The sequence below is a fragment of the Methylosinus sp. C49 genome (assembly GCF_009936375.1).
Lineage (GTDB): Bacteria > Pseudomonadota > Alphaproteobacteria > Rhizobiales > Beijerinckiaceae > Methylosinus.
Window position 1 is genome coordinate 64,108 of record NZ_AP022334.1, and the last position, 24,241, is coordinate 88,348.

The following is a 24,241-nucleotide window of genomic DNA, read 5'->3' on the forward strand; positions in this document are numbered from 1 at the left end:
TGGCGCACCCCAAGCAAATGAGCGCGCCGGCGGCCGCTAATGCGCTGAGTCGGCGCGGCGCACTGAGCATTCTATATGTTGCGGCGCCCGATCGAGCGGAAAGGCATAGCTTCATCGAAACGGCGACGGAGTGGGCCGAACGATAGAAGGGGCCGGAGAGGGAGGCTCGGGCCGCTGCTTTTCGAGGCGCGACTCGATGTTCTCTTTCATCTCGCGCAATAGCGCGGCGTTTCCCGCGACGCCGTCGGCGAGATCGGCGAGGTGGGGCGCAACCTCCTCCGTGGCGATCTTCGAGCGCACGCGCTCTCGCGCCATTCGGCCAGGATCCAAGGCGTCGGCGGGTCGCCGGTGAAACGTGCGGCCCTGCTCGATGAAGGAATCGATCGACCGCTCTTGCGTGCGCCGGCAGGCCTCGACGAGATCGAGGGCAAGAGATTTATAGGGCTTGGAGGCCATATCGGCGGCGGTCCGCTTCCAAAGATCGTCCGCCTCGATCGGCTTGGCGTCGCCGAGCGCGCGGCTACGCCTCTCGGCCTCATGGACGGCCGCCTCGGAAATCATCGTCCAGGTCGTTCCCCTGGCGCGGCTTTCCGCGACATAGGCCTTGAAGGCCGTAATACCGGCGCTGCCGCGCGGCAGGGCGTCGATATGCTCGTCCGAGGTGACGCCTTGCGCGGCGTCGATCGTCAGCGCATGGCCGAAGCCGAGCATCAGCCGCTTGGTGACGGGATCGGTCAGACGGCGCCATTCGACCTCGCCGATCTGGCCCTTGGCGTTTTGCAGCAGGAGGCCGCCGGCGGTCTTGCCCATCACCTTCACGACATGGCCGTTATAGCCGATCGGGCCTTCCTTGCCGTCGATCTTCGCCCATGTGTAGCGGTAGAGGCGCAGATGGTCGCCGGTGGCGATCGGCAGGTCGAAGGCGTGCGGCTCCTTGGCGCCGCGCGGCGCGATCGCCTTGTGAACAGTCTCATCGGCGCCGATCTCGCCACGCGCTTTGAGCCGCGTCCGGATCGCCATGCTGATCGCGGCGGCGTCCTCATTGGTCGGCGCCGAGATCGTGATCCCGCGCTTCGAGCCGGCGGCGTCGAGAATGTCCCGCCGGCTGACATAAAAATCGGCGATCTTTGCGGCCACCTGGTCGAAATCGCCGCCGACCAGCATGGCCGTTCCCTCGGCGCGCTTCATTGCGAGAGCGGACTCGGCCTCGGACTCGCGGAACATGCCGGCGATCTGCCGGTCGCGCCGATCGACCTGACGGACGGCGGTGAGGAGCTCGGGTTGCGCCGATTTCGGCAGGGCGCGACGCAGGATTTCGATCGTATCGCCGGCTTCGATCGCCTGCGCCTGCTCGCGGTCGCCCAGCGCCTTTATGGTCATGCCGGTCTCGGCCTGCAGCTCGAGCAGCCGCAGCATCGGCCGCGGCGAGATCTGGCTGATCTCGTCGATGACGAGGATCGTGTTGCGAGTGGGCATGAACTCGCCGGCCTCGACGGATTTGAGAAATGGCTCCAACGCCCGTGTCCGATCGATGCCGGCGTCCTGCAGCGCGTCGGCCTGACGCCATGCGGTCGAGACGCCGACGAGCTCGCGGCCCGCGGCGTCGAAGCGCGTGTCCGCCTTCCAGGCGGCGACGAGAGGCCGCAGCAGCGTGGATTTGCCCGCGCCGGCGACGCCGGTGAGGAGCGACAGCGCGCCGCCCTGGCCGAGCGCGTAGATCGCGGCCTTTTGCGCCGCGCCATGCTCCGGCTCGCTGTCGAAATCGAGACCCGATGCCTCTATGGCGCGGCGGATGTCGGCGGCCGCCAGCGCGCCGGACGTGTCGAGCGCGGCGCGCGCGGCATGGTCGCGGAGGCTCTCCTCGACGCGGATCTGCGCGGAATTGGTGACGCGGAGCACCTGCCGCGGCTCGTCCTCGGGATTTTCGCGCTTCGCCCAGGCGGCGACCAGATCGACGTGCTCGCCGTGAAGGTCAATTCCCTTGCGCTCGATCAGCTCGACGACGCGGTCGATATCCTTGACGCCGCCGGCGACGCCCACGCCGATCAAGCCGCGCGCCGCGTGGATGCGAAGGCGATCATGGTCGATGACGGCGGCCGTGTGGAATTCCTCGGCGAGATGTTTCGCCGCGAAGGCGTAGGCCTGCTCGAACCGCTCATCGTTCGACAGCGCGGCGATCTTCGCGTCCTCCATGACGGTCGAGTGTTCCCAGCCCATCGCCTCGGCCTGGTCGCGCCAGATTTTATGATCGGTCTTTTCGCCATGCTTGGCGAGGCGCGCGGCCGCCGCCGCTTCGCGGAGGATTTCGGCTTTCTTTTCCGCGGAGATGTCGTCCCAATCGAGCCCTTGGCCGGCCGCGAAGGCCTTGGCGTTGCGCAGGACCTGATGGGTGCTCTTGCTGAAGGCCTCATTGGCGAATTGCGGGATCGCGAGGATGATGGCGGCTTGCTCCTTATCGTCATAGGCGACGCGGATGCCGAGCGTGCGCAGCTCATCGGCGAGGACGGCCTGGGCGAAGGCGCCGAACTCGTGGACGCGGGCGTGAAGGCGCTGGGTGTCGAGCGATCCGATATGGCCTTCGCCGGTGACGACCAGATTGAACAGCGCATTGTGGATGTGGTCGTGGGGATCGCCTGCGATCGGCGCTTCGAGGAGATAGGTCGCGCCCTCGCGGCCGTCCTGGACCGGAAGGGTCGGACGCGCGATATAATGGCGGAAGCTGACCCAGCCGACAGCGCCGGGATCGGCGCCGCTCTCCCCCGCGCGCCCGCGCCGCGCCCAGCCGATTTCCCGGGCGACATAGCGCATCGCCGCGTCATTGGCGCGATAGATGGCGTTGCGGATGGCGGCGGCCTCCGCCGGATCCTGCGCGAATTCCGCCGCGAGCGTCACGGATTTATGGGGCGAGAAGGTGAAGTCGTAGCCGCTGATTTCTCGCTTGTGCTTGGACCAGGCCTCGCCCGTGTCGGCGCGCTTGCCCTCGAACAGCCGATCGAGCTCCTCGTCCTTGGGCGCGTGGTGAGAATTGATGCCGAGCGCGCGGGCGACGGAGAGCGGCATGTCCGATCGCCACGCCGGCCCGGCGTCGCGGCCGGTGTAGTAGCTGGTGAGGCGCGAGCCCGGCTCCAGCTGCTGCTGGCCGAGGGCCTCGGTCGCCTGCTCGGGCGGGGGCGGGCCGAGCCTCGCTTCCGTGAAATACATGCGGACGAGCTTGCCGTCGGAGGCGGCCGCGAACTTGCGGAAGGTGATCATCGATCAGGCCTTCGCTAGGGAAGAGAAGCGCTTTTCCAGCGCCTCGACGGTCTTGTCCGGGACGCTTTGCTGCAGGTCGACGAGGAGCTCGAAGGTCTTCCGCGAGAGAATGAGCTGCTCGCGGTTCTGCGCGATCAGATGGGCGAGCAAATCGCTCAGCGTCGGCTCGCCGGCGTCGTCCTTGGGCGTGAGCAGGGCGATGATCTCGTCGAGGCGAGCGATGGTGATGCGGATCTGCTCGTTCTGCAGGGCGACCGCTTCGACGATCTGGTGGGCTTCCTCCTCGACGCGAGCGAGCCCTTCTTTCAATTCCTCGGACATGATTGCGCCTCCGCTACGAGCGCGAAGCGTCGCCGGAGTCTGTGCGAATGAAAACGATCGGCGCCGAAAGATTCGCGGTGGCGTCCGGCGCTGGCGGCGCGCGGCTCGCGACATCAGCGGTCATGGGCGCTCACACCACGCCGCGCCGGCGACCGCTCTACGGAGAGTCGCCGGCGACCGGGGATACTACCGACGCCGCCACTGCCGATTTGAGATGTGGAGCCGCTTTGAACACGACGACCCGACGCGAAGAGACGAGAGCCGCAGCTCCGGTTCTCGGATCGCGGCCCGGGCGAGCGTTTTTGGAGCGGATGCGAAAAGAGCCGAAGCCGCGAAGACTTACGTCTTCTCCGCTGGTCAGGGAGGACAGCATTTCCTCGAGCGCGCAATCGAGCAGTGCTTTTGCGTCCGCGCGGGAGAGGCCGGGGATGCGGGCGTAAATGGCATGCGCGAGGTCGTCACGCGTCACCGTGCTCCTGGAAACAGCTGCGTCCAAAATCCCATCCGGCTTTCCGCCGTTCCCTCGAAAACACACGGCGTCGCCCGCAGGGCAAACCGAATCACAGTGCGGCTGGAGAATGTCTAACCCGCAAGTACAGGGCGGACCAGCGCCGCCCCCGCTGGGTATTTGGTCACTGCGGCTTTTCGTTGGCGATCCCAGCGAGTAGCCGGCTGCCCGCAAGCGGTGGTCGATGACGAGGATGCGCCAGAGTTCCTCGTTCACCGTTCCCAACGGCCGGGCGGTGCCAAGAGTGGAAGGTTCGATCTGTGTGAACCGCGCCGGGATTGCCGGAGGCTCCAACTCTTGATTGGATGGGGCCATGGATACGAAGAAGAAGACATCGAACAGATTTTCACCTGAGGTTCGGGAACGGGCGGTTCGGATGGTGCTGGAGCACCGCGGCGACCATGCCTCGCAATGGGCGGCGATCGCCTCGATCGCGGCGAAGATCGGCTGCACGGGCGAGACGTTGCGGAACTGGGTGCGCCAGGCGGAGCGCGACTCGGGCGCCCGCCCTGGCGCGACGACGGATGAGCGCGAGAGGATCAAGGCGCTGGAGCGGGAGAACCGCGAGCTGCGGCAGGCCAATGAGATCCTGCGCAAGGCGTCGGCTTATTTTGCGGCGGCGGAGCTCGACCGCCGCTCGAAACAATGATCGCCTTCATCGACGCTCATCGGGAGACGCACGGGGTCGAGCCGATCTGCAAGCTGTTGCCGATCGCCCCTTCCACCTATTGGGCGCATGCGGCGCGCCGGCGCGACCCTGCGAAAGCCTCGGCCAGAGCGCGCCGGGACGCGGTCCTTCGCAAGGAGATACGGCGCGTCTACGATGAGAACTTCCAGGTCTATGGCGTGCGCAAGGTGTGGAGGCAGTTGGACAGGGAGGGCGAAAAGGTCGCGCGCTGCACAGTGGCGCGGCTGATGCGGAGCATGGGGTTGCAAGGGATCGTGCGCGGCCGGCCGGTCAAAACGACGGTGAGCGACCGCAAGGCTCCGCGCCCGCTCGACAAGGTGAACCGGCAATTTCGGGCGGCGCGGCCGAATGCGCTATGGCTGTCCGATTTCACTTATGTCTCGACTTGGCAAGGCTTCGTCTATGTGGCTTTTGTGATCGACGCCTTCGCTCGGCGGATCGTCGGCTGGCGCGCCTCGCGCACGGCGCATGCGGGCTTCGTGCTCGACGCGCTCGAGCAGGCGCTGCATGATCGTCGGCCGGTTCACGGCGGCGGTCTCGTCCATCATAGCGACCGCGGCGTTCAATACGTCTCTATAAAATACACCGAGCGCCTCGCCGAGGCCGGCGTCGAGCCATCGGTCGGCAGCGTCGGCGACAGCTACGACAACGCGCTCGCCGAGACGATCAACGGACTCTACAAGGCCGAGCTGATCTGGCGAAAGGGGCCGTGGCGAAGCTTCGAGGCGGTCGAGTTCGCCACGCTCGAGTGGGTCGACTGGTTCAACAATCGCAGACTGCTGGAGCCAATCGGAAACATTCCGCCGGCAGAAGCCGAAGCGCGCTATTATGCGCAACTCGAGGAGCCCGCCATGGCGGCGTGACGCAGACGAAATGGCCTCCGGCGATCCCGGCGCGGTTCAGTGCTTGGGATCATCCAATGAATGCGTCAGCCCAACGGCTCGGCTCCGAATCGTCGCCAGAGGTTTGGATAGCGTCGGGCCAAATGATCCACATCCTCTTCGAAAGGCTCGCCGAAAGGCCCAGGTCCCCCCAATCCGGCTTCCAGATCAGCGGACGGCCCAGATTTGGACCACGCCCTCGAACGTTCCAACGGCAAGACGGTGACCGTCGGGAGAAAACGCCAACGCAAAAATAACTCCGCCCGGCAGACCGCCATAAAACGTCGCCACCTTCTTACCATCTGAGGCGCGCCACAAGCGAGCAATGTCGAAAAAGGCTCCAGTCGCCAACTGCGTTCCATCGGGTGAGAATGCCGCGATCACATGTGGTGGAATATGCCCACCCAATTCGAAGACAGGCTTGCCGGAGGCAATCTGCCAGATTCGCGCGCTTCCATCCTCCGCCCCGGTGACGAGGCGCGCCCCGTCGGGTGAAAAGCCAATTGAATCCACTGGGGCCGTGTGGCCCAAGAGCGCCGCGATTTCCTCTCCCGTCGCAGCATCCCAAATCCTCGCGGTCTTGTCCCAAGATGCGGTCGCTATACGCTTGCCGTCGGGCGAAAAGGCAACTGCGTTCACAAAGAAACTGTGCCCCGAGAGCGTCGCTTCGGGAACGCCGGTGAAGGCGTTCCAAATCCTTGCCGTTCGGTCTGCCGATGCGGTCGCCACCCTCGCGCCGTCAGGCGAAAATGCGATGCCTTGGACGAGCATCGTGTGGCCAGTGAGTGTCACCAGTGGCTTCATGCTATCTAGCGAAAAAATGCGAGCGCCTTTGTCGCCGCAAGTCGCGAAGCGTTTCCCATCGGGGGAATATACCCCACCGTACTGCGCAAACTCCCGATCAGGAACACTATGAACGACTTTCGCGTCTGAAGCGGATAGCAAGGACGCAACCCCATCGACCGAAACAGCCAAAAGCGTCTGCCCGTCTGGAGAAAACGCGACCGAATGGATTACGCCGCCCAGCTTGTTCGATTGTGCGAGCAATTCCGGGGAGACGCTGCTGCTTTCGATTTCGCTGCGGAAGCGCATCACTTGGCGGCTAGTTTCTTTCGCAATGATCGCCTGCGCCGACGTATTGACTTCATCGCCGGAGGCGCTGAACGACGTCACAACTGTCAGGGCCGACACCAGAAATGCTCGTTCGAAAGACATTGATCGTCTCAAGTCTGAATTGTTCGTGGGAGGCCAACCGCGCGAGCGTCCCTAGGTTCATTCACGAAAGAATGGCGCGCCGTCGAGAGGCAGCGCAGACGACACGTTACTTCTACAGCTTCCTCATCTTCGTCTTCTTCGATCACCCCCACATCCCCCGCATCTTCGCCCGCACATCGACCCGCAGGCCAGCCCCGGCGAGACGCTCGCTCGACGCCGCCGCGGCCGGCCAGCTCACGCACTCGAAATGCCGCAGTATCTCCGCCGAAATAAATCGCGTGCGCGCTGCGTAGACATGCCGGTCGCCCTGCGCCGGTTGGCCATGTGTGAAAAATCGCTGCGGCGTCACCAGGCGCAGGCTGTCCTTCGCGCGCGTCATCGCGACATAGAGCAGTCGGCGCTCCTCCTCTATCTCCGCCGCCGTGCCCGTTGCGAGATCGGAAGGGATGCAGCCGTCGACGCAGTTCAGCACGAAAACCGACTTCCACTCCTGCCCCTTGGCCGAATGGATCGTCGAGAGGATGAGATAATCCTCGTCGCGCAGAGGCGGGCCGGCTTCGTCGCTGGTCGCGTCCGGCGGGTCGAGCGTCAGCTCGGTGAGGAAGCGCTCGCGCGAGGGATGGCAGGCGGCGATCTGCTCGAGCTGCACGAGATCGGCGAGGCGGCTCGGCGCGTCCTCGTGCAGCCGCTCGAGATGCGGCTCATACCAGCGGCGCGCCGCTTCCATTTCCGCCGGCCAGCCCTCTCTCGCATGCAGCATTTGCAGCGTCGCGACGAGGTCGCGCCAATCCTCGCCGGCGCGTGGCGGCGTCGGCGCCTCGGCGAGGCAGGTGAGCGGGTCCGGACGCTCGATGAGGAAATCGAGAATCTTCTGCGCGGAGGAGGGGCCGACGCCGGGCAGGACTTGCAGAATGCGAAAGCCGGCGACGCGATCACGCGGGTTCTGCGCGAAGCGCAGCAAAGCGAGAACATCCTTCACATGGGCGCTGTCGAGGAACTTCAGCCCGCCGAATTTCACGAAGGGAATGTTGCGGCGCGCGAGCTCCAGCTCCAGCATGGCGCTGTGATGCGAGGCGCGGAACAGCGCCGCCTGCTGCTTCAGCGTCATGCCGGCTTCGCGCGCCTCGAGCACGCGCTCGGCGATGAAACGCGCTTGATCGCTCTCGTCGCGTACGGCGACGAGCTGCGGCCGCTCCGATGAGCGGCGCTCGGTCCAGAGGATCTTGGCGTAGCGCTCGGCGGCGAGCGAGATGACGGCGTTGGCCGCGGCGAGGATCGGCTCGGTCGAGCGATAATTGCGATCGAGCGTGACGATTTCCGCCGGCGGCGTGAAGCTCTTCGGAAACTCTAGAATATTGCGCACCGTGGCGGCGCGGAAGGAGTAGATGGATTGGGCGTCGTCGCCGACGACGGTGAGCCCCTGGCCCTTCGGCTTCAAGGCGAGCAGGATGGAGGCCTGGAGGCGATTGGTGTCCTGATATTCGTCGACGAGAATGTGATCGAAGCGGCCGCCGATCTCCTCGGCGAGCGCGTCGTCCTGCATCATCTGCGCCCAATAGAGCAGGAGATCGTCGTAATCGAGCACATTCTGCGCCTGCTTCGCCTCCACATAGGCGGCGAACAAGCGTCGCAGCTCCTCGTGCCAGCGCGCGCACCAGGGGAAGGCGCCGAGCAGCGCCTGCTCGAGAGGAATTTCGGCGTTCACGGCGCGGGAGTAGATCGCGAGACACGTTCCCTTGGTGGGGAAGCGGGTCTCGGTCTTGGAGAAGCCGAGCTCGTGGCGGATGAGATTCATCAGATCGGCGGAGTCTTCGCGATCATGAATGGTGAAGGCGGGGTCGAGGCCGATGGCGCTGGCGTATTCGCGCAGCAGCCTCGCGCCGATCGCGTGAAACGTGCCGGCCCAGGCGAGGACATCGCCGCCGCCTTTGGAGCCCAGCGCCTCGGCGCAGATGCGCTCGACGCGGCGAACCATCTCGGCGGCGGCGCGGCGGGAGAAGGTCATTAGCAACATGCGCTGCGGATCGGCGCCCCGGACGATGAGATGCGCGACCCGATGGGCGAGCGTGTTCGTCTTTCCCGAGCCGGCGCCCGCGATGATCAGCAGCGGGCCGCCGGCGGGAGCCGACGAGCCGTCATGGAGGCCGTGCTCGACGGCGCGGCGTTGTTCGGCGTTGAGCTTTTCGAGATAGGCGACGGAGGTCATGGGCGAATCGGTGGCGTGAGCGGGCCTGCGGACTGAACCATAATTCTTGTTTTGTTCGCAATGGCGGCGTGTGTCGGGGGAGGATGGGGCGAGCTGGCGGCCCGGTTCGAATTTCCGTGAAGCGCCAGACGCGGAATCCTTCCCGGAAACTCGCCGTAGCGAGACGATAGGCCCGACTCCGTTCCGTTTCAGATCCGAATGCCATGCAGACTGGGTCTGGTTCTTCACTTCCTGCTCGCGGCGACATTCATTTGACGCAGACGTCTTGCAACAAACTCACAAGGGCAACTCTACCTAATGGAGCACATAGAGTTCGGTCGATAACGCACGTCGGTCGAAAGCTTCACGTGTCGGGAGACCAGCCGCGCTTCGTCGCCTCCATGGGAAAGATTCTGCACCACAAAGTCGAGATCGCGGAGACTTGCGATCGCGGCGAAGATTTTTGCGCGGCGCTCGCGTTCGTTTTCCGGATTTGAATGCCGGGCGTCCTTCAACGGGCCGAGCAGTTGCGGCGCCCGCGCGCTTCCGCATAGCATGCGCCTTCGATCCTCGCAGAGCGATTTATTGCCGTGGACTCCACCGACGTCGAAATCGGACACGTTCCGTATGTCGACTTCAAAACCGCATTCGCAAGTCTTCACGAGCGCATCTACGTCAAACGCAAATCTCTGGCCCACGAGGCAGAGGTCCGCGCCATCTTCAAACGCCTGTCGATGGAGAGTCCGCCTGTGGGCCTCATGATGCCTGTCGACTTAGAGCTGCTCGTCAAAGCGGTGGTGGCGTCGCCGTTCGCGTCGCTTTGGCTGCACTCGCTCCTTGAAAAGACGAAATATCTCTCATAGCCTGCATTCTAGTCTTCTTGAGACGGGAAGTGGTTGTAGATTGATTTTTTTCGGCCTGTGAGACATTCTCGCGCTATCTTTGCTATCAGCGTTCTGGCAAAAGCCCCTCCACGTACAAGCCCGAGACCATGAGAAAGAATTCCGCTCTCGCGATCGTCTGCGCCTGTCTGCTTCAAATTTCCGATTTGTCCCCATCACACGCCGCCGGGTTGCGATTGGAGGGAACCGAGCGTTGGGTCGTCCTTGGAGCGAAGCAGGATAAGACGGAGGCAATCGATCTCGCGCGAAACTTTGCGCAAAGTGTTAGTGGAGTGCGCGTCGTGCGGGGGGCGAAAGACTGGTTCGCCGTCATTGTTGGACCTCTCGCCGTGCCGTCGATCGAAAAGGCAAGGGCGGCGCTGGGGCCACGGCTATGGCTGCCCCAGGACGCATACCTTTCGCGCGGGGAGCGTTACGTCGAAACAGTCTTCGAGGCACCGCCCTCCCCCATTCTGGCCGTGCTTGAGTACAAAGGTGAAAAGCCGACCCGAATGACTTTCGGAAATCTTTCCGTCGTCCTCTCCAGTCTGCATGACAAGCAGGGCAACCGCGAACCGACGATTCGCGGGGAGCTAGACGGGAAGCCAGCATTTTTCGCCCGAATTAATGAAAATGCCGCGGCCGAAGGCCAGACCCTTTCTTCGCGAGCCCGCATCATTAAACTGGACCCGTCCAGCCCGACGCCGCAGGTCGTGTTCTCTTATTTTTGGGGCGGAGCGCATTGCTGCACGGTCACCAAGATCGCCACCACCGACCCCGGAACCGGCAAATGGCGCATTATCGACGCACAGACTCTCGACGGCGATGGCTACTCATTCGAAGACATTGATGGCGATGGCGCCGTCGAGCTTTTGAGCAACGACAACAGCTTTCTTTATGCATTTGATTCTTACGCAGCCTCCGCCACTCCGCCCAAAGTTTTCCGCCTCTCCGGAGGGACATTAAGAGACGTCACGCTCGACGCGACGTCCCGTCCTTATCTGCGGCGCGCGCTCAAGCGCATGGAGGGCTGGGCGACCCAAAGCCCGGAAATGTGGGGCTCTAATGGTTTTCTCGCGGGCTGGGTGGCGGCTAAGGCGCAACTCGGAGAGTTCGACGAAGCCTGGCGGCAAATGCAGAAAAGCCACGATCGCAATTCTGAGTGGCCCTTAAAAGAATGCCTTCTTCCCGTAAGCATAGACAGGTGCCCTGACGGGAAAAAGCGCAACGTTTCCTTCCCGGACGCATTGCGGGCGCACCTTCTCAAAAACAGCTACTTCTCTTCGCCTCCCGCTCCTTCAGCCGAGACGCACAGCAGCGAGTCACCGCCTATTGCGTCGCGGCCGGAACAGAAAAAACCTGTTGATTCGGGATCCGTCACGGGCACCGGCTTTTTCATCTCAAAGAACGGCCACATCTTGACCAACGCGCACGTCGTCGAAAATTGCGCTTCCATCCGCCTGGTCTATGGCTCGGATGGCCCGCGCGCGCTGAGATTATTGTCACGCGATACCACGAACGACCTTGCAATATTGAAACCCGATGATTTCGGAGTGACTCCCGCCGCGTTCAGGTTTCGAGTCCGCCTTGGGGAGGAGATCGCGGTTTTCGGTTTTCCGCTAAGCGGTCTTCTCACGACGCACGGAAATTTTACGTTGGGTAACATAACTGGCCTCGCCGGAATTCATGACGACACTCGCATGCTACAGATATCGGCACCGGTGCAGCCGGGCAATAGTGGCGGCCCTCTGCTCGATCAAACCGGCGCCATAGCAGGCGTAGTGGTGTCGAAATTGGACGTTCTTAAAGTAGCGGCAGCCACCGACGACTTCGCCCAGAATGTGAACTTCGCTATCAAGGCAAACGTCGTCCGGACATTTGCCGAGGCTCAAGGTATTACATTGATTGAGGCAAAAATAGACGATGCCAAGCTTTCCCCCGCCGATCTCGCAGACCGCGCCAAGTCGTTTACAGGCCAAGTTGAGTGCAAACGCTAATATGAATACCTTCTTTGTTAACCCCTCAGGAGGTGTGACGCCTTGTCATTGGCCACAGTCTAGCCGGCGAAGCTTTGAGCTTATCTGAACCCGACGCGTTTTTTCGGCCTACGACCACTTTGGCTCAAACTGAAGCCCCGCGTGGGTGCCAGAAGCGCCAGGAGCGGCCATTCGACGCGGACGACCGGAGGGTCCGCTTTCCCTGAATTTCGCGGACGTTCGCCGCGCCGGATAGCTCTTGCGATCGATAACCTCCTGGCCATTGTGCGCTCGCCGCCGCATCACGCCTCCGATCCGCTAAGCGCTTGGCAATCGAACGCCGCGAGGCGTAAGTCTCAACAGACCCCATGTCGGCGAGCGCGAAGCGGCCCCACAGCGATGTCGCAAGGGCGTAACTGGCTGCGTCTTCGCTCTTGTCACGCTCTTTGGTGCCGCCCAGGTCCATGGCATCACCTTGATGCATCGAAGGCATCGATGCCGGTGAGTTCGGCCGAAAGCGTCCAGAGCCGCTCGGCCTGATCGGGATCGGCGGCGTAATCTCGAACGCCGACGAACGGTTCATTTGCAGTCTCGGCGCGCACGGCAATATCGCAATCCTCGCAATAGAGACCGACAAGACCGTCGAGCATCGGCGAGGTCGCGGCCCATACTTGCGTCGCTGCGCCTTGGGCTGCCGTCTTGAAGGTCGGGTCGGCTGGCGCACCACTCGCGTCGAGCCAGCCCTCGGCGATCATCTCCGCCTGCGCCAGATGCCGCTGGAGCGGCGTGAATATCTTTCCGGGATGAAGCGAGAAGGCCTGCACGCTGGCCTCGCGCCCAAGCCGGCCGAGATGGACGGCGAATAGCGCATTCGCCGTCTTCGACTGGCCGTAGGCGCGCCATTTGTCATAGCCGCCAACAAAATGAAGGTCGTCCCAACGGATTGGCGAATTGTGGTGGCCGGCCGAAGAGACCGAGATGACACGTGCACCACCTTCGAGCAGCGGCCAAAGCGCGTTTGTCAGCGTGAAATGCCCGAGGTGATTGGTGGCGAACTGCGCCTCCCAGCCTGGTCCTACCCTCGCCTCCGGGCAGGCCATGATGCCGGCGTTGTTGATCAGAATATCGATGTGTTGGCCACCGGTGAGGATGTGCTCGGCGAAGGCGCGCACGCTGTCGAGGTGCGACAGGTCCAACGGCTCGACCGTCACGCCGACGATGTCCTTCGTAGCTGCCGCCGCTGCCGCTGGATTGCGCGCGGCAACGATGACCTGGGCTCCAGAAGCGGCAAGCGCCCTCGTCGTTTCCAAGCCGAGCCCCGAATGGCCTCCGGTGACGATCGCGCGCTTACCGGTGAGATCGATATTGGCGAGAACATCCGTCGCGGTGCTTCTTGCCCCAAAGCCGGACCCGAGTGGTTTCTGATTGTCGATCATGGTGTCTCTCCGAGAGGTGCGGTTTCGCCCGCACGTTTGCTCTCGTGAAAGATGATCCGTGGTGTCCGCACGATCCATGCCGTATAGTCCACTTTTCCTTCTCGATCGTCTGGATCTTCGTGGTGGACCCCTTGTCCGATGTTCTGTCGCTTCTGAAGCCGAAAAGCGCGATCAGCGCGGGCCTCGACGCCGGCGGTGAGTGGGCGATCCGCTTTCCCCCACATGAAGGCATCAAGTTCAACGCGGTCATGCGCGGAGCCTGTTGGGTTCAGGTCGATGGGGAGCTGGAACCGCGACGGATCGAAGCCGGCGACTGCTTCCTGCTCACGCGCGGCCGACCGTTCCTCTTCGCGACGGACCTCGCATTGCCCCCGATCGAATCTCCCACCATCTATGATCAGGCTGTCGACGGCATCGCGACCTGCAACGGCGGCGGCGACTTCTTCCTGATCGGCGGCCGTTTTTCTTTCGACGGCGATCATGCCGGAATGTTGTTCGGGGCCTTGCCAGCCATCGTTCATGTGCGTGACGCCTCGAACCAGGCTGCCGTTCTGCGCTGGTCGCTGGAGCAACTGGCTGCGGAACTGAAAGATCGACCTCCAGGTGGAATGCTGATGGCGGAGCACCTCGCCCAGATCATGCTCTTGCAGGTCTTGCGGCTCTGGCTCGCCTCCGGGACGGACAAACCCGCCGGATGGTTGTCGGCGCTGTCCGATCCTCGGCTGACGAGAGGGCTCGGCGCCATGCACGCCGAGCCCGCTCGCCACTGGACGCTTGCGGAACTGGGAGCCATCGCCGGCATGTCGCGCAGCACGTTCGCAGCGCGTTTCCGAGAAGCGGTTGGACAACCGCCCCTGGACTATCTCATCCGCTGGCGCATGGTACTCGCGGCTGAACGGCTCAAGCGAACGAACGACAGTGTCGGGGAGATCGGCTTTTCCATCGGCTATGAATCCGAAGCGGCCTTCAGCACAACCTTCCGGCGGGTCGTTGGCTGTGCGCCGGGAAAGTTCCGACGAGACGACGCTCCCTGAATCTTTTCTGCCGCGCGCCGTATCCGCTGACCGCTCTCCGATAAACGGGTCGAAGTCGAACTTGCGTGTCATTCCACGGGAGGAATCTCCGCCTCCCGTGCCAAAGCAGCTTGGACGGACGCCCGCGCGCCGATCCGTTGCATATGGCGAGCGGTCGCCGGCCAACGGTCGAGATCGATCGAAAACCCCTTCATCCAGCCGAGCACGGTGAAAAGATAGGCGTCGGCGACCGTGAAGCCGTCGCCCACCAGATAATCCCGAGATGCGAGGTTCACCTCGATGAAGTCGAGGCGCCGGAACAGCCGGTCCCGGAAGATCGCTAGCGCCTCCTCTGGCAAGGCTCGATTGAACAGCGGGCTCGATCCGGCATGGACCTCGCTGGTGATGAAGTTGAGCCATTCCTGCAGCCGAACCCGCGCCAGCGTACCGGCGGCCGGAGCCAATGCCGCCTCCGGCATCAGGTCGGCCAGATACTGAACGATGGCCGGCCCTTCGCTCAGAACCTCGCCGGTATCGAGTTCGAGTGCCGCGACATAGCCCTTCGGGTTGATGGCGAGGAAGTCCTCTCCCATGGATGTGCGTTTCGTCCGATTGTTCACGCGGACCAGCTCGTAGGGCAGTCCGAGTTCCTGAAGCACGATGTGCGGCGAAAGCGAACAGGTGTCGGGCGCAAAATAGAGCTTCATCATTGGGACCTCACTGAGGGGGAAGATCGCCACCCACACTCGCAGTTCCCGTGGCATAATAAAAATTACTCGAATATTTTTCTAGTATAAGTATAGCTACTATGAACCTGACCCAACTCCAGAGCCTGATCGCCGTCGCCGATGCCGGCAGCTTCACCGCAGCCGCGGACAAGCTCGGCGTCACCCAATCGGGGATGAGCCAAGCCTTAGCCGCGCTCGAAGAGAGCCTGGGAGTGAAACTGCTCGTCCGCCAGCCACGGGGCGTCGCGTTGACCGCCTTCGGAGAGCGCGCGCTCGACCATGCGCGTACGGCGCTCTCGCATCTGGAGGCGATCGAAAGGGAGGCAATGGCGCTGATCGGCGAAGAGACCGGCGCCATCCGTCTGGCGGGCTTCCCGAGCGTATTCGCCACGCTCCTTCCGCCTTTGCTTCGGCGTTTTCGCACGCTCCATCCGGGCATCGATCTCGTGCCGCTCGAAACCGACGACCTGGAAGTGGAGGCATGGCTCGCGGCGGGATCGATCGACCTCGGCGTCGTTCTCAACCCGTCTCCTGCCAGAAATGCCGTTCCGCTCGGACGGGATGCCTGGGTTCCGATCCTGCCGGCGGCGCATCCCCTGTCACGGCGACCTTCGGTCTCGTTGGCCGAACTGGCAGCCGCGCCCTTCGTTCTCGCCACCGGCGGGTGCCATACGAACGCCCGCTCGCTTGCCGACGCGGAAGGATTGACGCTCCAGAACGTTGAGATCGAGGTGCGCGACTGGGCGAGCGCGATTGCCCTGGTTCGGGAGAGCGCGGGCGTTAGCCTCGTGCCGAAATCCACGTTGCCGGAACAGCGCCGCGGCTTCCGGGTTTCGAAGCTCGCTTCGCCGTTGCATCGCGAGTTCGGACTCGTCGCTTCGCCAATGCGGCCGCTCTCCCGGGCCGGAAACCTGTTCGTCGAGGTGGCACGTCGCTCGGCCGCGCCGACCTCGCCATAGCGCAGGACGATCGCGCGGGCTCATGACGGTTCTGACGCGATTTTTCGTCGCAAGCCGGCTTGGCGAGGACGGTAAATTGCTCATGCCCGCAGGCGGCGATGCGGCCCCCCGCTCGGGCCGTTCCTATCAGAATCGGTTATTGCGCGGAGCGCCGCCGCGTCCCAAAGAAGACTGACGTTTCTGTTGGTATCGAAAAGCGCTTCCAATATTCGTGGGTCGAACGTAAATCCTGGGCCGGCTCTTTGTATAGTGCGCATTCGCGCCAAAGCGCTGTCGTTGGTCTCCTCGGGCTTATAGCTTCGTTTCGAACGAAAGGCGTCATACACATCCGCCACGGCGGTAATTCGCGCCGCGAGTGGGATTTCGCTTCCGACGCACCCCTTGGGATAGCCCGAGCCATCGAATCTCGTATGATGCCATCGCGCAATATCGGCGGCCAAAGCGCCGTCTGGATCCGATGAGGAGGCGAGAATATCCGCGCCGCTCTCCGCGTGCGTTTCGACAATCGCGCGCTCGTCGGATGTTAGGACGTCCGGAGACATCAAGATTCTGGTCGGCACCGCCAGTTTCCCGAGATCGTGAAAGTAAGCGGCTCGAGAAAACTGAGCGGCACTCGCTTCATGGCCGATGACGGACGCGAGATGCGCGACCAGAGCGCTCACCCTGTATGAGTGGAAAGCCAGCCCGAGCCCCGGCGTAGATTGCTCCGACTCCGCTATTCGCCTGGACAAATTCGAGAAAGCGTCAGTGGGAATCGAGCACAAATCACTCTCGGGACGCATTAATTTCGGCTTCCTTCCATGGGTTCGATAGTTTTCTAACGCTCATTAAATGCGGCAATGCGACGAATGTGAGGCAATGAACTATGCTTTACTCTATAACCTGTAAATTATGCTGGCGGCATAAGCCGGAGCGACGAAACGCGGCAGAGAGTTTTTTATTTTATTCACATTCTATTTACCTTTGAGCATTTTCTTGCCGGCGCCGAAAGTCGTTCTGGCAACGCCCCTGTGTTGTACACGGCTCCAGACCGCTGGAAGGCGCTGAGGCTCGACCGCGCTTACTTTCAGCCAGGTGGGTATGTCGGCTTTCTGCGTAACCGGTCGTCCGCCCCGCGGGCGGGATCCGGCTGCAATGGGTCACAGTTCCTCCTTCGCCGTCGGGAAGGGGGAACTCGCGCCATGAGCCGTCATTCACCATGGACGACCGCAGGGTCCGCTTTCCCTGGATTTCGCGGACATTCGCGGCGGCGGATCGGCTGGACATAGACGTTCTAATCTCGCGCGGCGCGGCTGCAGGCTCGTGACGAGTTTCGCTCCCCGAAGGTCGTGGTTCGCTATCCCAAGCTGGAGATGCGAAAATCCATGCAAAGACCGCGGGTTCGCTGCTCAAACCGCGGCGCGCCATAATCGCAAGCCAAAATCGATTCGAGACCCGGTCGGCGGCAAAAATCGAGTGGCGCCGACATCATATGAGCGAGCGCTCGGTTTTGACCCTGGCGGAGCATAATTTTTCAACGCTTCAGGACGCCGATTGGCGTCGAGACCCTGCGCCTGTTCATATTCCACATCTGAATCGCCCGCGGGGCCTCTCGCCTGAACTTCGCCGCAAATCGACACGATGCATGGCCGGATCGACATGGGTCTACTCCGCGGCGAATATGACCCTGAACGTCGCTCCGCCTCCGGGTGTATCCGCGATGTAGATTCGGCCTCCCGATAGCTGAACCAATTCCTTCACGATGGACAAACCGAGCCCGGACCCAGGCGACATTTCTTCCCTGCGCCAGAACGGCTCGAACACCATGTCTCGATCCGCGGGCGCCACACCTCCTCCGTGATCGACGACATCGATAGTCGCGTCCTTCTCGAGACGAACGACAACTGTTCCGCCTACGGGCTCCGCTCGGATCGCATTCTCGATGAGATTGGTGAGGATGCATTCGACGGCCCACTCATGTTCGCGCGCCATGATCGAATGGGGCGGGGTGTCGAACTCGATATTCTTGCGGTTGTCGATCGCAATGGGCGCGTAATCCGTGACGATCGCGAGAACGAGCCGATTTAAGTCGATAGGCTGAGATTCGGAGTAATTCCGCTCCTTCATCTGGGCGAGGACCAGCAATTGCTCCACGATCGTCTGCATTCGACGTACGTCCCTATCGAGCTCGTGCTTTACGACGCTTTCGTCCAATGTCTCGACTCGCGACCGCAGTATCGTGAGCGGGGTGCGCAACTCATGCGCTGAATTTGCGGCGAACCGTCGTTCACGCGCGACGCCTTCGTTCACGCGCTCGAATGCTTTGTTCACGGCTTCGATGAAGGGAAGCGTCTCCGTCGGCTGTCCCGCCGCCGAAAAATGCTGATCGATAGTATTCAGATCGATCGCGGCGATGCGCGTCGCGAGAGCGTGCAACGGCGCGAGCCCGCGTCGGATGACGACCGCCGCGACGACCGCCATCGCTATCGAAAGAGCGACAAAATAAAAGAAATCTCTATTTCGGTCGATGTGGATCATCTGAAATACGACATCTTCCCATTGAAAATAAGATCCGTATGTCGCAACGTGCAAACGACCATTCGGCGTCTCCTCCGACACCAGATAGCCATATGAACGTTTATTCGTGTCATCGCTCAAATGGAATCCGAAATAAATATCGTCGAATACAGTCATTCGACCGAAATATGATCCCAGCTCCGTCGACGATCCGGAGACGATCGAATTGGTTTCCGCGTCTATAACCGTGAAGCGGAATTCTGGATTGCGCATCCTATATTGGCGCAGTTCGTCAGTTGGCTCGATCGACTTTCGTCCGGACGCATCGATGTGAAGGGATCGCAGGACGATCTCTCGCGATCTCTTCGTCGTCCAACCACTGAGGGGCGGAATATGTCGATATCCGGCTAAAATCGTCGACACGGTCACAATTGCAGGCACCGGAGCCAGAACCAAAACAAAAAATAAGCCCGCTATCCAATAGGCGATAAGTCTCGATGACAGAGACCGCAGCTTAATCACGTCTAATTTCCTTGATGAGATAGCCGATCCCTTTCGGCGCATGAATTTCGAGGCCGGCGTCTTTATCGTTCAACCTCTGTCGTAGACGGCTGACGAGCATTTTCAGCGCACCGAGGCACGAATCGTCTTCAGAACCGTAAACCTCTTCGATCAATACAGGATAATTGACCGCACGCCCTGCGCGTCTCGCCAAGGCTTCGAGCAATATCAATTCGCGACGCGGCGGAATGAATGGCGCGCCTCGGATAGAGGCTTCATGGGAGTTGGGATCGACCGAAAGGGCGCCGATCATGATCGGAGGAAGCTGCTCTCCCCCGGGCCGCCTGAGGCAGGCGCGAATACGAGCGATGAGCTCCTTCGCGGCGAAAGGCTTCGTCAGATAGTCGTCGGCCCCGGCTTCCAATCCGCTGACCCGCTCGTCTATCTTTCTCGCGGCCGAGACGATCACGATGCGAACGCCCGGCCTCATGCGCTTCATTTCCGGAATGAGCGACATGCCGTCTCCGTCCGGGAGACGGCGATCGAGCAGCACCAGCGGATAATCATTGTCTCTGATCGCAGCGGATGCGTCCGTCAATGTGCCCACTCGATCGGCGACAAATCCGGATTTGGAGACATTGCGACCGATCAATGTCGCTATATCGGGTTGATCTTCGACGATGAGAATCCGCATCGAACGACGCTGTCCTTTTTTACCGACCGCGGCAGATAGCGTTTCCGCGCCGAGTTTAGGGGGATGTTGCGGAGGCGCAACATCAAATCGAATTCGGCTCGACAAGCGCGGCCCCCCAAAAAACCTCGAAATGTGACCGCGTGGTTACCAGCGCTCCCGTAAAGTGGCGCGAGCAAGGGGCGAACATGCGGCGGATGAGCTGGTTTCTTTCGGTTCTGGCGATTTTGCAGGGGGTGACCTTCGGCGCCCTCGCTCGCGCGGACCTCGGTCGCGATCACGCGACGATCGCCGTTCGCGACGCTGACGAGCATTGTTCGCGGGAGCGTGGCGACCTCCCGGACCCGGCGCGGGGATCGTGTCGTCACGACTGTTGCATTATCTATTCGTCCCGCCCCGGAGCCGACTTCCTCCCGATCGTCGCCCGCTCGCCCGACCTCCCCCTCGGACGCCTGCCTCTCTCCTCGGCCCCGACCCGCCGCTCCTCGCTCGAGGAGGCGCCCGCGCTCGCCCGGCGGCTCGCGCCGCCGCCGCGAGGACCGCCAGACTTCTCCTGACGTCGACCATCTCACACGAATGAGTCGGAAGACTCCCACGGTTTTCGCGCGGCTCGCACGCCGCGCCAGGAGAATGACATGTTCCGTTCTATGCTATTGCGCGGCGCCTCCATCGGCGCCCTCTCTCTCGCTGCGTCCTCCGTCCTCGCTCAGGAGGCGCTTCCGGCGATCGACATCGCCGCGGAAACGCGCGACGCGCGGCAAGGGGCCGCCTCTCGGGAGAGACCCGGCTCGAGTCAGCACGGCGCCGGCCTCGGCGGGCGCTTCACCGGCTACGCCGTAGATCAAAAGACCGCCGCCATGGTCGGCAAGACCAATACGCCGATCCTGCAAACGCCGACGGCGATTCAAGTCGTGACGCGCCAGACGATCGACGATCAGCAATCGACCTCCGTCCTGAACAGCGTCGTCGCCAATGTCAGCGGCATGTCCATCACGGGAAGCCAATTCTACGACCGCTTCGTCATACGGGGATTCGACGTCGGTCGTAACACATATCGGAACGGTCTCAGAGTCGTCGACACGACCAATCTCGAAACCGCCAATCTGCAATCGATCGAGGTGCTCAAAGGCCCCGCGGCGATGCTGTATGGTCGGATCGAGCCGGGCGGCCTCGTCAATCTCGTGCCGAAGCGTCCTCTGTTCGAACCCTATTACTCGATCCAGGAACAGGCCGGCTCCTTCGGCTATACGAAAACGTCATTCGACGCGACCGGGCCGCTGAACGCCGAAAAGACGCTCGCCTACCGCTTCAACGGCGCCTATCTCAACACAGAGTCGCACCGCGACTTCGTCGAGCGGGAAAACATCTTCCTCGCGCCGACGCTCACATGGCGGCCGAACGAGCAAATCACGCTCAATATCGACGGCGAATATCAGAACCTGAAATTCACTTCCGACGCATATAATTCGATACCTGCAATCGGCCGAAGGCCCGCGAATGTTCCGATTTATCGCAATTATGCGGAACCCTCGCTGACATTGGTGCAGCCGAATCGACAGGAGCGTCTTTTCATCGGCTATGACGCGACCGTGAATTTAACGGACGCATGGAAAGTCGTGAGCCGATTCACCTATTGGAATCAAGATTTTTTCGAGAATGACACGATCAATAGAGGGTTCAACGCGAGCTCCGGAAATATCACTCGATCCCAATATTTCATCCCGAATGGCAGTCAGCGAACGCTCTCGTCCAACCTCGACCTCCAAGGGAGGTTCACGACTGGCCCGCTCGAGCATGAGGTTCTCTTGGGCGCCGACTACTACCAGGGTTCATATTCCCGTGTCGGGTGGTACGCCCCGTCTCCGGCGGTTCCCGCGATCAACGTCTGGAATCCCGCCTATTCGAATGGCGCCATTTCCGCGTTCTATGCGCAGAAGCAGAACAATTTCGATCTTTTCAAAGAGAGTTGGAAGGGGGTCTACGGACAGGATCAGATTTCCTTCCTGGACGACAAGATTCATCTTTTGTTAGGCGGGAGATGGGATTCGGCGATATACGGCTCCGGCTTCGACAGTAACTCACGTGGTCAAGCAGAACTGGCGTTCAAGACCATTCAATCGAGCCAGTTCAGCCCCCGTCTCGGCCTCGTGATCCAGCCTCTCTCCTGGCTGTCCCTCTACTCCAATTATTCGCAGTCTTTCGGCGTCAGCAATGGAGTCGCGGAAAACGGCTCCGCTCTTCCACCACAAAAGGCCCATCAGTTCGAAGGAGGCGTCAAGTCGGAGCTTCTGGATGGCCGCCTGACGGCGTCGGCCGCATATTATGCGATCACAAAGACCAATGTGCTCACGGCCGTTGTCGGGACGATTTTTTCTCGCCCGATTGGCGAGGCAGAGAGCAATGGTTTCGAGGTGGATGTGCAAGGTAGAGTGAGCGATAATTGGAGCTTGATCGCCAATTACAGCTTTACGAAAGCAAGAGTGACGAAAGACAATACTGCGAGCGGCGGATCGGGCAACACCAATAATCGGCTGCCGAATGTTCCTCTGCATGCGGGAAATGTTTGGCTCAAATATGAAGCGGATGGCGAGCTCAGAGGCCTGAGCGTCGCCGGCGGCGTGAATGTCGTGGGCGAGCGCAAAGGCGATCTCGGCAACACATTCGAGCTTCCGGCCTATGCGCTGCTGAACGGAATGGCCTCTTACAGCATGACGCCCGCGAGCATGCCATGGGTGAAGCTGCTCACCTTGCAGGTGAATGTGAACAATATTCTAGACACGACGCACTACATCGGCGCCACCAATCGGTTGAGCAGCGTGCCCGGAGCGCCGAGATCCTTTCTCGTTTCGCTGCGCGCCGAGTTCTGATCCTCGGCGCATCGCTTTCATTTCGACGGCGCCAGGGACGCCGAACCGATCGCTCGACCGATGCCGTTCGAGCGATCGACTCCACTGAAAGTCGGCATGATTTGCAGTCAATTTGCGCGCCGGTGATGGCAATCTCTTCGATCCGCGTCGCGCTTTTGGAGAGCACTGGGATGATTGGAGTTGGCGTTCCGTCGCGTCCCCTTCGCCTGTCGAAGCGCATGACGCTGAAGCCTTGGCGTGAAATCTGGCGAAGGACTCATCTATGGTTGGGGCTCTCGCTCGGTCTCTTTTTGTCGATCATCGGGATCACCGGCTCAGCGCTCGTTTTCTGGACAGAAATCGATGAATGGCTCAATCCAGAACTTCGACTCGTGGCAGCCGCGTCCCAAGGCATCGACGCATGGCGTCCATTGGAGGAGATCGTTGATGCGGCGCGAAACGCAATTCCCGCGGACGCGAACCTCAGATTCAGCTATTGGCCGCAAACAGAGCGTGAAGCCTTTCTATTTTACTACCGCATAAAGAACGAAGAGTCTGGAACGTGGAATACGTTGCATGTGTTCGTCAACCCATATACGGCAGAGGTAACTGGAAGACGTCTGTGGTACACGGATTCCGAGACCTTCAACGCCAGCTTTATCGGTTTCCTGTTCAAGCTTCATTATCAGCTGCTGACCCCCGGTTCTGGAGACGCATTCGTTGGAATCATCGCTGTGCTCGCAAGCCTGTCCACGCTCACGGGTATTTTTCTATGGTGGCCGCGAAATGGCAAGTGGCGCAATGCATTTATAATAAAGTGGCCAGCGAAGTTCGAACGATTGAACTATGACATTCATCGTCTCTCCGGCATCTTTCTTCTGCCAGTCGCCATCGCCGTTCTCTTATCGGGATTGTCCTTTAATTTGCCAGTCCAATTCCGCGCGGTGGTGGAAATATTTTCGCACCTCACCAAGGTCGAGAAATTTCATTCGACCCCTCACCGGCATCAGCACGCGTCGACGTCGCTCGATGACGCGCTCGCGTCAGTCGAGCGCTCATTTCCAGAGGGGCACATCTATTCGGTGGCGCTACCGACGCCGAAGAATGGATTTTACGTGTTCACCCAACTATTCCCTATCGGCTGGGGGCTCGAAGGGGCCCGGACGATTTTCGTCGATCGATTCGACGGTGATTTAATTCATGTAAACGATCCCCTTAAAGGTGATGGCGATGGGTTCATAGCGTGGCAGTGGGCATTGCATTCCGGCTATGTGCTCGGATGGCCCGGCCGCATAGCCGTATTTCTCTTCGGCTTGAGCTGGCCTTTGATCTTCTTTACTGGCGTCGTGCGTTGGCTTCAAAAGCGGCGGGCGCACCGCATCGTCAAAACAAGAGGGGGTGATGCAGCTAGCCGGCTGAGGTTTAGATGATCGGCGACTGCGCGCGATCCGAAGACCTCAGCGGAAGGTGAACTCGGCAATGGTCATGGAAATGTCTGCTACCGAAGTAAGCAGTCGTTCGACATTCGTGCGCGACAGGGCAGCAATGGGTCAGAGTTTCACCTTCGTAGCGCGGCCTTCCGTGCCGAGAAATATCCGCAACCCCGTCCTCTTGACTCCCGACCTCGAAGGGAAGAACATTTAGGGAACATGGCATTGAGCCCA

General features: G+C 61.3%; 16 protein-coding genes and 1 other annotated feature. Of the genes, 7 read left to right on the forward strand and 9 right to left on the reverse strand.

Going from position 1 to position 24,241, the window contains the following annotated elements:
- Positions 1–111 precede the first annotated feature (111 nt).
- Together mobF and GYH34_RS19805 are read right to left on the reverse strand one after the other, a co-directional pair.
- Positions 112–3,252 (reverse strand): MobF family relaxase, encoded by a 3,141-nt coding sequence (gene mobF, locus GYH34_RS19800; protein ID WP_161915320.1) that lies wholly within the window; start codon positions 3,250–3,252, stop codon positions 112–114.
- Between the two features lie 3 nt (positions 3,253–3,255).
- On the reverse strand, positions 3,256–3,573 hold the full coding sequence (locus GYH34_RS19805; protein WP_161915321.1) for a hypothetical protein: 318 nt from the start codon (positions 3,571–3,573) through the stop codon (positions 3,256–3,258).
- 821 nt (positions 3,574–4,394) lie between these two features.
- Between GYH34_RS19805 and GYH34_RS19815 the strand changes: the two genes are divergently transcribed.
- Positions 4,395–5,632, forward strand: a protein-coding gene (locus tag GYH34_RS19815; protein ID WP_197745470.1) for an IS3 family transposase whose coding sequence is annotated in 2 segments (ribosomal slippage) — positions 4,395–4,692 and positions 4,692–5,632 — 1,239 coding nt in all. Because the reading frame shifts where the segments join, the coding sequence is not laid out codon by codon here.
- Positions 4,685–4,801, forward strand: a sequence feature (AL1L pseudoknot). It overlaps the preceding gene by 117 nt.
- A gap of 186 nt (positions 5,633–5,818) precedes the next feature.
- Here the strand turns inward: GYH34_RS19815 and GYH34_RS19820 are convergent.
- Together GYH34_RS19820 and GYH34_RS19825 are read right to left on the reverse strand one after the other, a co-directional pair.
- Positions 5,819–6,841, reverse strand: coding sequence for a WD40 repeat domain-containing protein (locus tag GYH34_RS19820; protein ID WP_161915323.1), 1,023 nt, complete (start codon positions 6,839–6,841; stop codon positions 5,819–5,821).
- Positions 6,842–7,007: 166 nt separating this feature from the next.
- A complete protein-coding gene (locus GYH34_RS19825) occupies positions 7,008–9,071 on the reverse strand; it encodes an ATP-dependent helicase (protein WP_161915324.1) in 2,064 nt (687 codons plus the stop codon).
- Positions 9,072–9,640: 569 nt separating this feature from the next.
- Here GYH34_RS19825 and GYH34_RS19830 point away from each other — a divergent pair.
- Together GYH34_RS19830 and GYH34_RS19835 are read left to right on the forward strand one after the other, a co-directional pair.
- Positions 9,641–9,913 (forward strand): hypothetical protein, encoded by a 273-nt coding sequence (locus GYH34_RS19830; protein ID WP_161915325.1) that lies wholly within the window; start codon positions 9,641–9,643, stop codon positions 9,911–9,913.
- A 128-nt stretch (positions 9,914–10,041) separates the two neighbouring features.
- Positions 10,042–11,928, forward strand: a complete 1,887-nt coding sequence (locus GYH34_RS19835; RefSeq protein ID WP_161915326.1) for a serine protease — start codon at positions 10,042–10,044, stop codon at positions 11,926–11,928.
- A gap of 449 nt (positions 11,929–12,377) precedes the next feature.
- Here the strand turns inward: GYH34_RS19835 and GYH34_RS19840 are convergent, their stop codons facing one another.
- The gene (locus tag GYH34_RS19840) at positions 12,378–13,343 is read right to left on the reverse strand and encodes an SDR family NAD(P)-dependent oxidoreductase (RefSeq protein ID WP_161915327.1); all 966 of its coding nucleotides are present in this window, start codon (positions 13,341–13,343) and stop codon (positions 12,378–12,380) included.
- Between the two features lie 122 nt (positions 13,344–13,465).
- Here GYH34_RS19840 and GYH34_RS19845 point away from each other — a divergent pair, with 122 nt between their 5' ends.
- Entirely contained in the window at positions 13,466–14,377 is a 912-nt protein-coding gene (locus GYH34_RS19845; RefSeq protein ID WP_161915445.1) for an AraC family transcriptional regulator, read from the forward strand.
- 68 nt (positions 14,378–14,445) lie between these two features.
- Here GYH34_RS19845 and gstA read toward each other — a convergent pair whose 3' ends face one another.
- Positions 14,446–15,063: a glutathione transferase GstA gene (gene gstA, locus GYH34_RS19850; RefSeq protein ID WP_161915446.1), complete on the reverse strand. Its 618-nt coding sequence runs from the start codon at positions 15,061–15,063 to the stop codon at positions 14,446–14,448.
- 101 nt (positions 15,064–15,164) lie between these two features.
- On the opposite strand from gstA, the gene GYH34_RS19855 reads away from it, so the two are divergent.
- Complete coding sequence (locus tag GYH34_RS19855) at positions 15,165–16,043, forward strand: LysR family transcriptional regulator (RefSeq protein ID WP_161915328.1); 879 nt, start codon at positions 15,165–15,167, stop codon at positions 16,041–16,043.
- 80 nt (positions 16,044–16,123) lie between these two features.
- Here GYH34_RS19855 and GYH34_RS19860 read toward each other — a convergent pair whose 3' ends face one another.
- The 3 genes from GYH34_RS19860 to GYH34_RS19870 form a co-directional block, all read right to left on the reverse strand.
- The gene (locus GYH34_RS19860; protein WP_161915329.1) at positions 16,124–16,705 is read right to left on the reverse strand and encodes an HD domain-containing phosphohydrolase; all 582 of its coding nucleotides are present in this window, start codon (positions 16,703–16,705) and stop codon (positions 16,124–16,126) included.
- A 982-nt stretch (positions 16,706–17,687) separates the two neighbouring features.
- A complete protein-coding gene (locus GYH34_RS19865; RefSeq protein ID WP_161915330.1) occupies positions 17,688–19,061 on the reverse strand; it encodes a HAMP domain-containing sensor histidine kinase in 1,374 nt (457 codons plus the stop codon).
- A complete protein-coding gene (locus tag GYH34_RS19870) occupies positions 19,054–19,839 on the reverse strand; it encodes a response regulator transcription factor (protein ID WP_348983928.1) in 786 nt (261 codons plus the stop codon). Before GYH34_RS19870 ends, GYH34_RS19865 begins: the two co-directional genes overlap by 8 nt.
- Before the next feature lie 527 nt (positions 19,840–20,366).
- On the opposite strand from GYH34_RS19870, the gene GYH34_RS19875 reads away from it, so the two are divergent.
- A complete protein-coding gene (locus tag GYH34_RS19875; protein ID WP_161915331.1) occupies positions 20,367–22,598 on the forward strand; it encodes a TonB-dependent siderophore receptor in 2,232 nt (743 codons plus the stop codon).
- A 125-nt stretch (positions 22,599–22,723) separates the two neighbouring features.
- Positions 22,724–24,007 carry a PepSY-associated TM helix domain-containing protein gene (locus GYH34_RS19880; RefSeq protein ID WP_161915332.1) on the forward strand — a complete coding sequence of 428 codons (1,284 nt, stop codon included), beginning with the start codon at positions 22,724–22,726 and terminating at the stop codon, positions 24,005–24,007.
- The last annotated feature ends 234 nt before the right edge of the window (positions 24,008–24,241 follow it).

Coding starts and splice junctions, on each gene's coding strand:
- mobF (WP_161915320.1), bottom strand. CDS start 3,252: ATGATCACCTTCCGCAAGTTCGCGGCCGCCTCCGACGGCAAGCTCGTC.
- GYH34_RS19805 (WP_161915321.1), bottom strand. CDS start 3,573: ATGTCCGAGGAATTGAAAGAAGGGCTCGCTCGCGTCGAGGAGGAAGCC.
- GYH34_RS19825 (WP_161915324.1), bottom strand. CDS start 9,071: ATGACCTCCGTCGCCTATCTCGAAAAGCTCAACGCCGAACAACGCCGC.
- GYH34_RS19835 (WP_161915326.1), top strand. CDS start 10,042: ATGAGAAAGAATTCCGCTCTCGCGATCGTCTGCGCCTGTCTGCTTCAA.
- GYH34_RS19840 (WP_161915327.1), bottom strand. CDS start 13,343: ATGATCGACAATCAGAAACCACTCGGGTCCGGCTTTGGGGCAAGAAGC.
- gstA (WP_161915446.1), bottom strand. CDS start 15,063: ATGAAGCTCTATTTTGCGCCCGACACCTGTTCGCTTTCGCCGCACATC.
- GYH34_RS19855 (WP_161915328.1), top strand. CDS start 15,165: ATGAACCTGACCCAACTCCAGAGCCTGATCGCCGTCGCCGATGCCGGC.
- GYH34_RS19875 (WP_161915331.1), top strand. CDS start 20,367: ATGTTCCGTTCTATGCTATTGCGCGGCGCCTCCATCGGCGCCCTCTCT.
- GYH34_RS19880 (WP_161915332.1), top strand. CDS start 22,724: ATGGCAATCTCTTCGATCCGCGTCGCGCTTTTGGAGAGCACTGGGATG.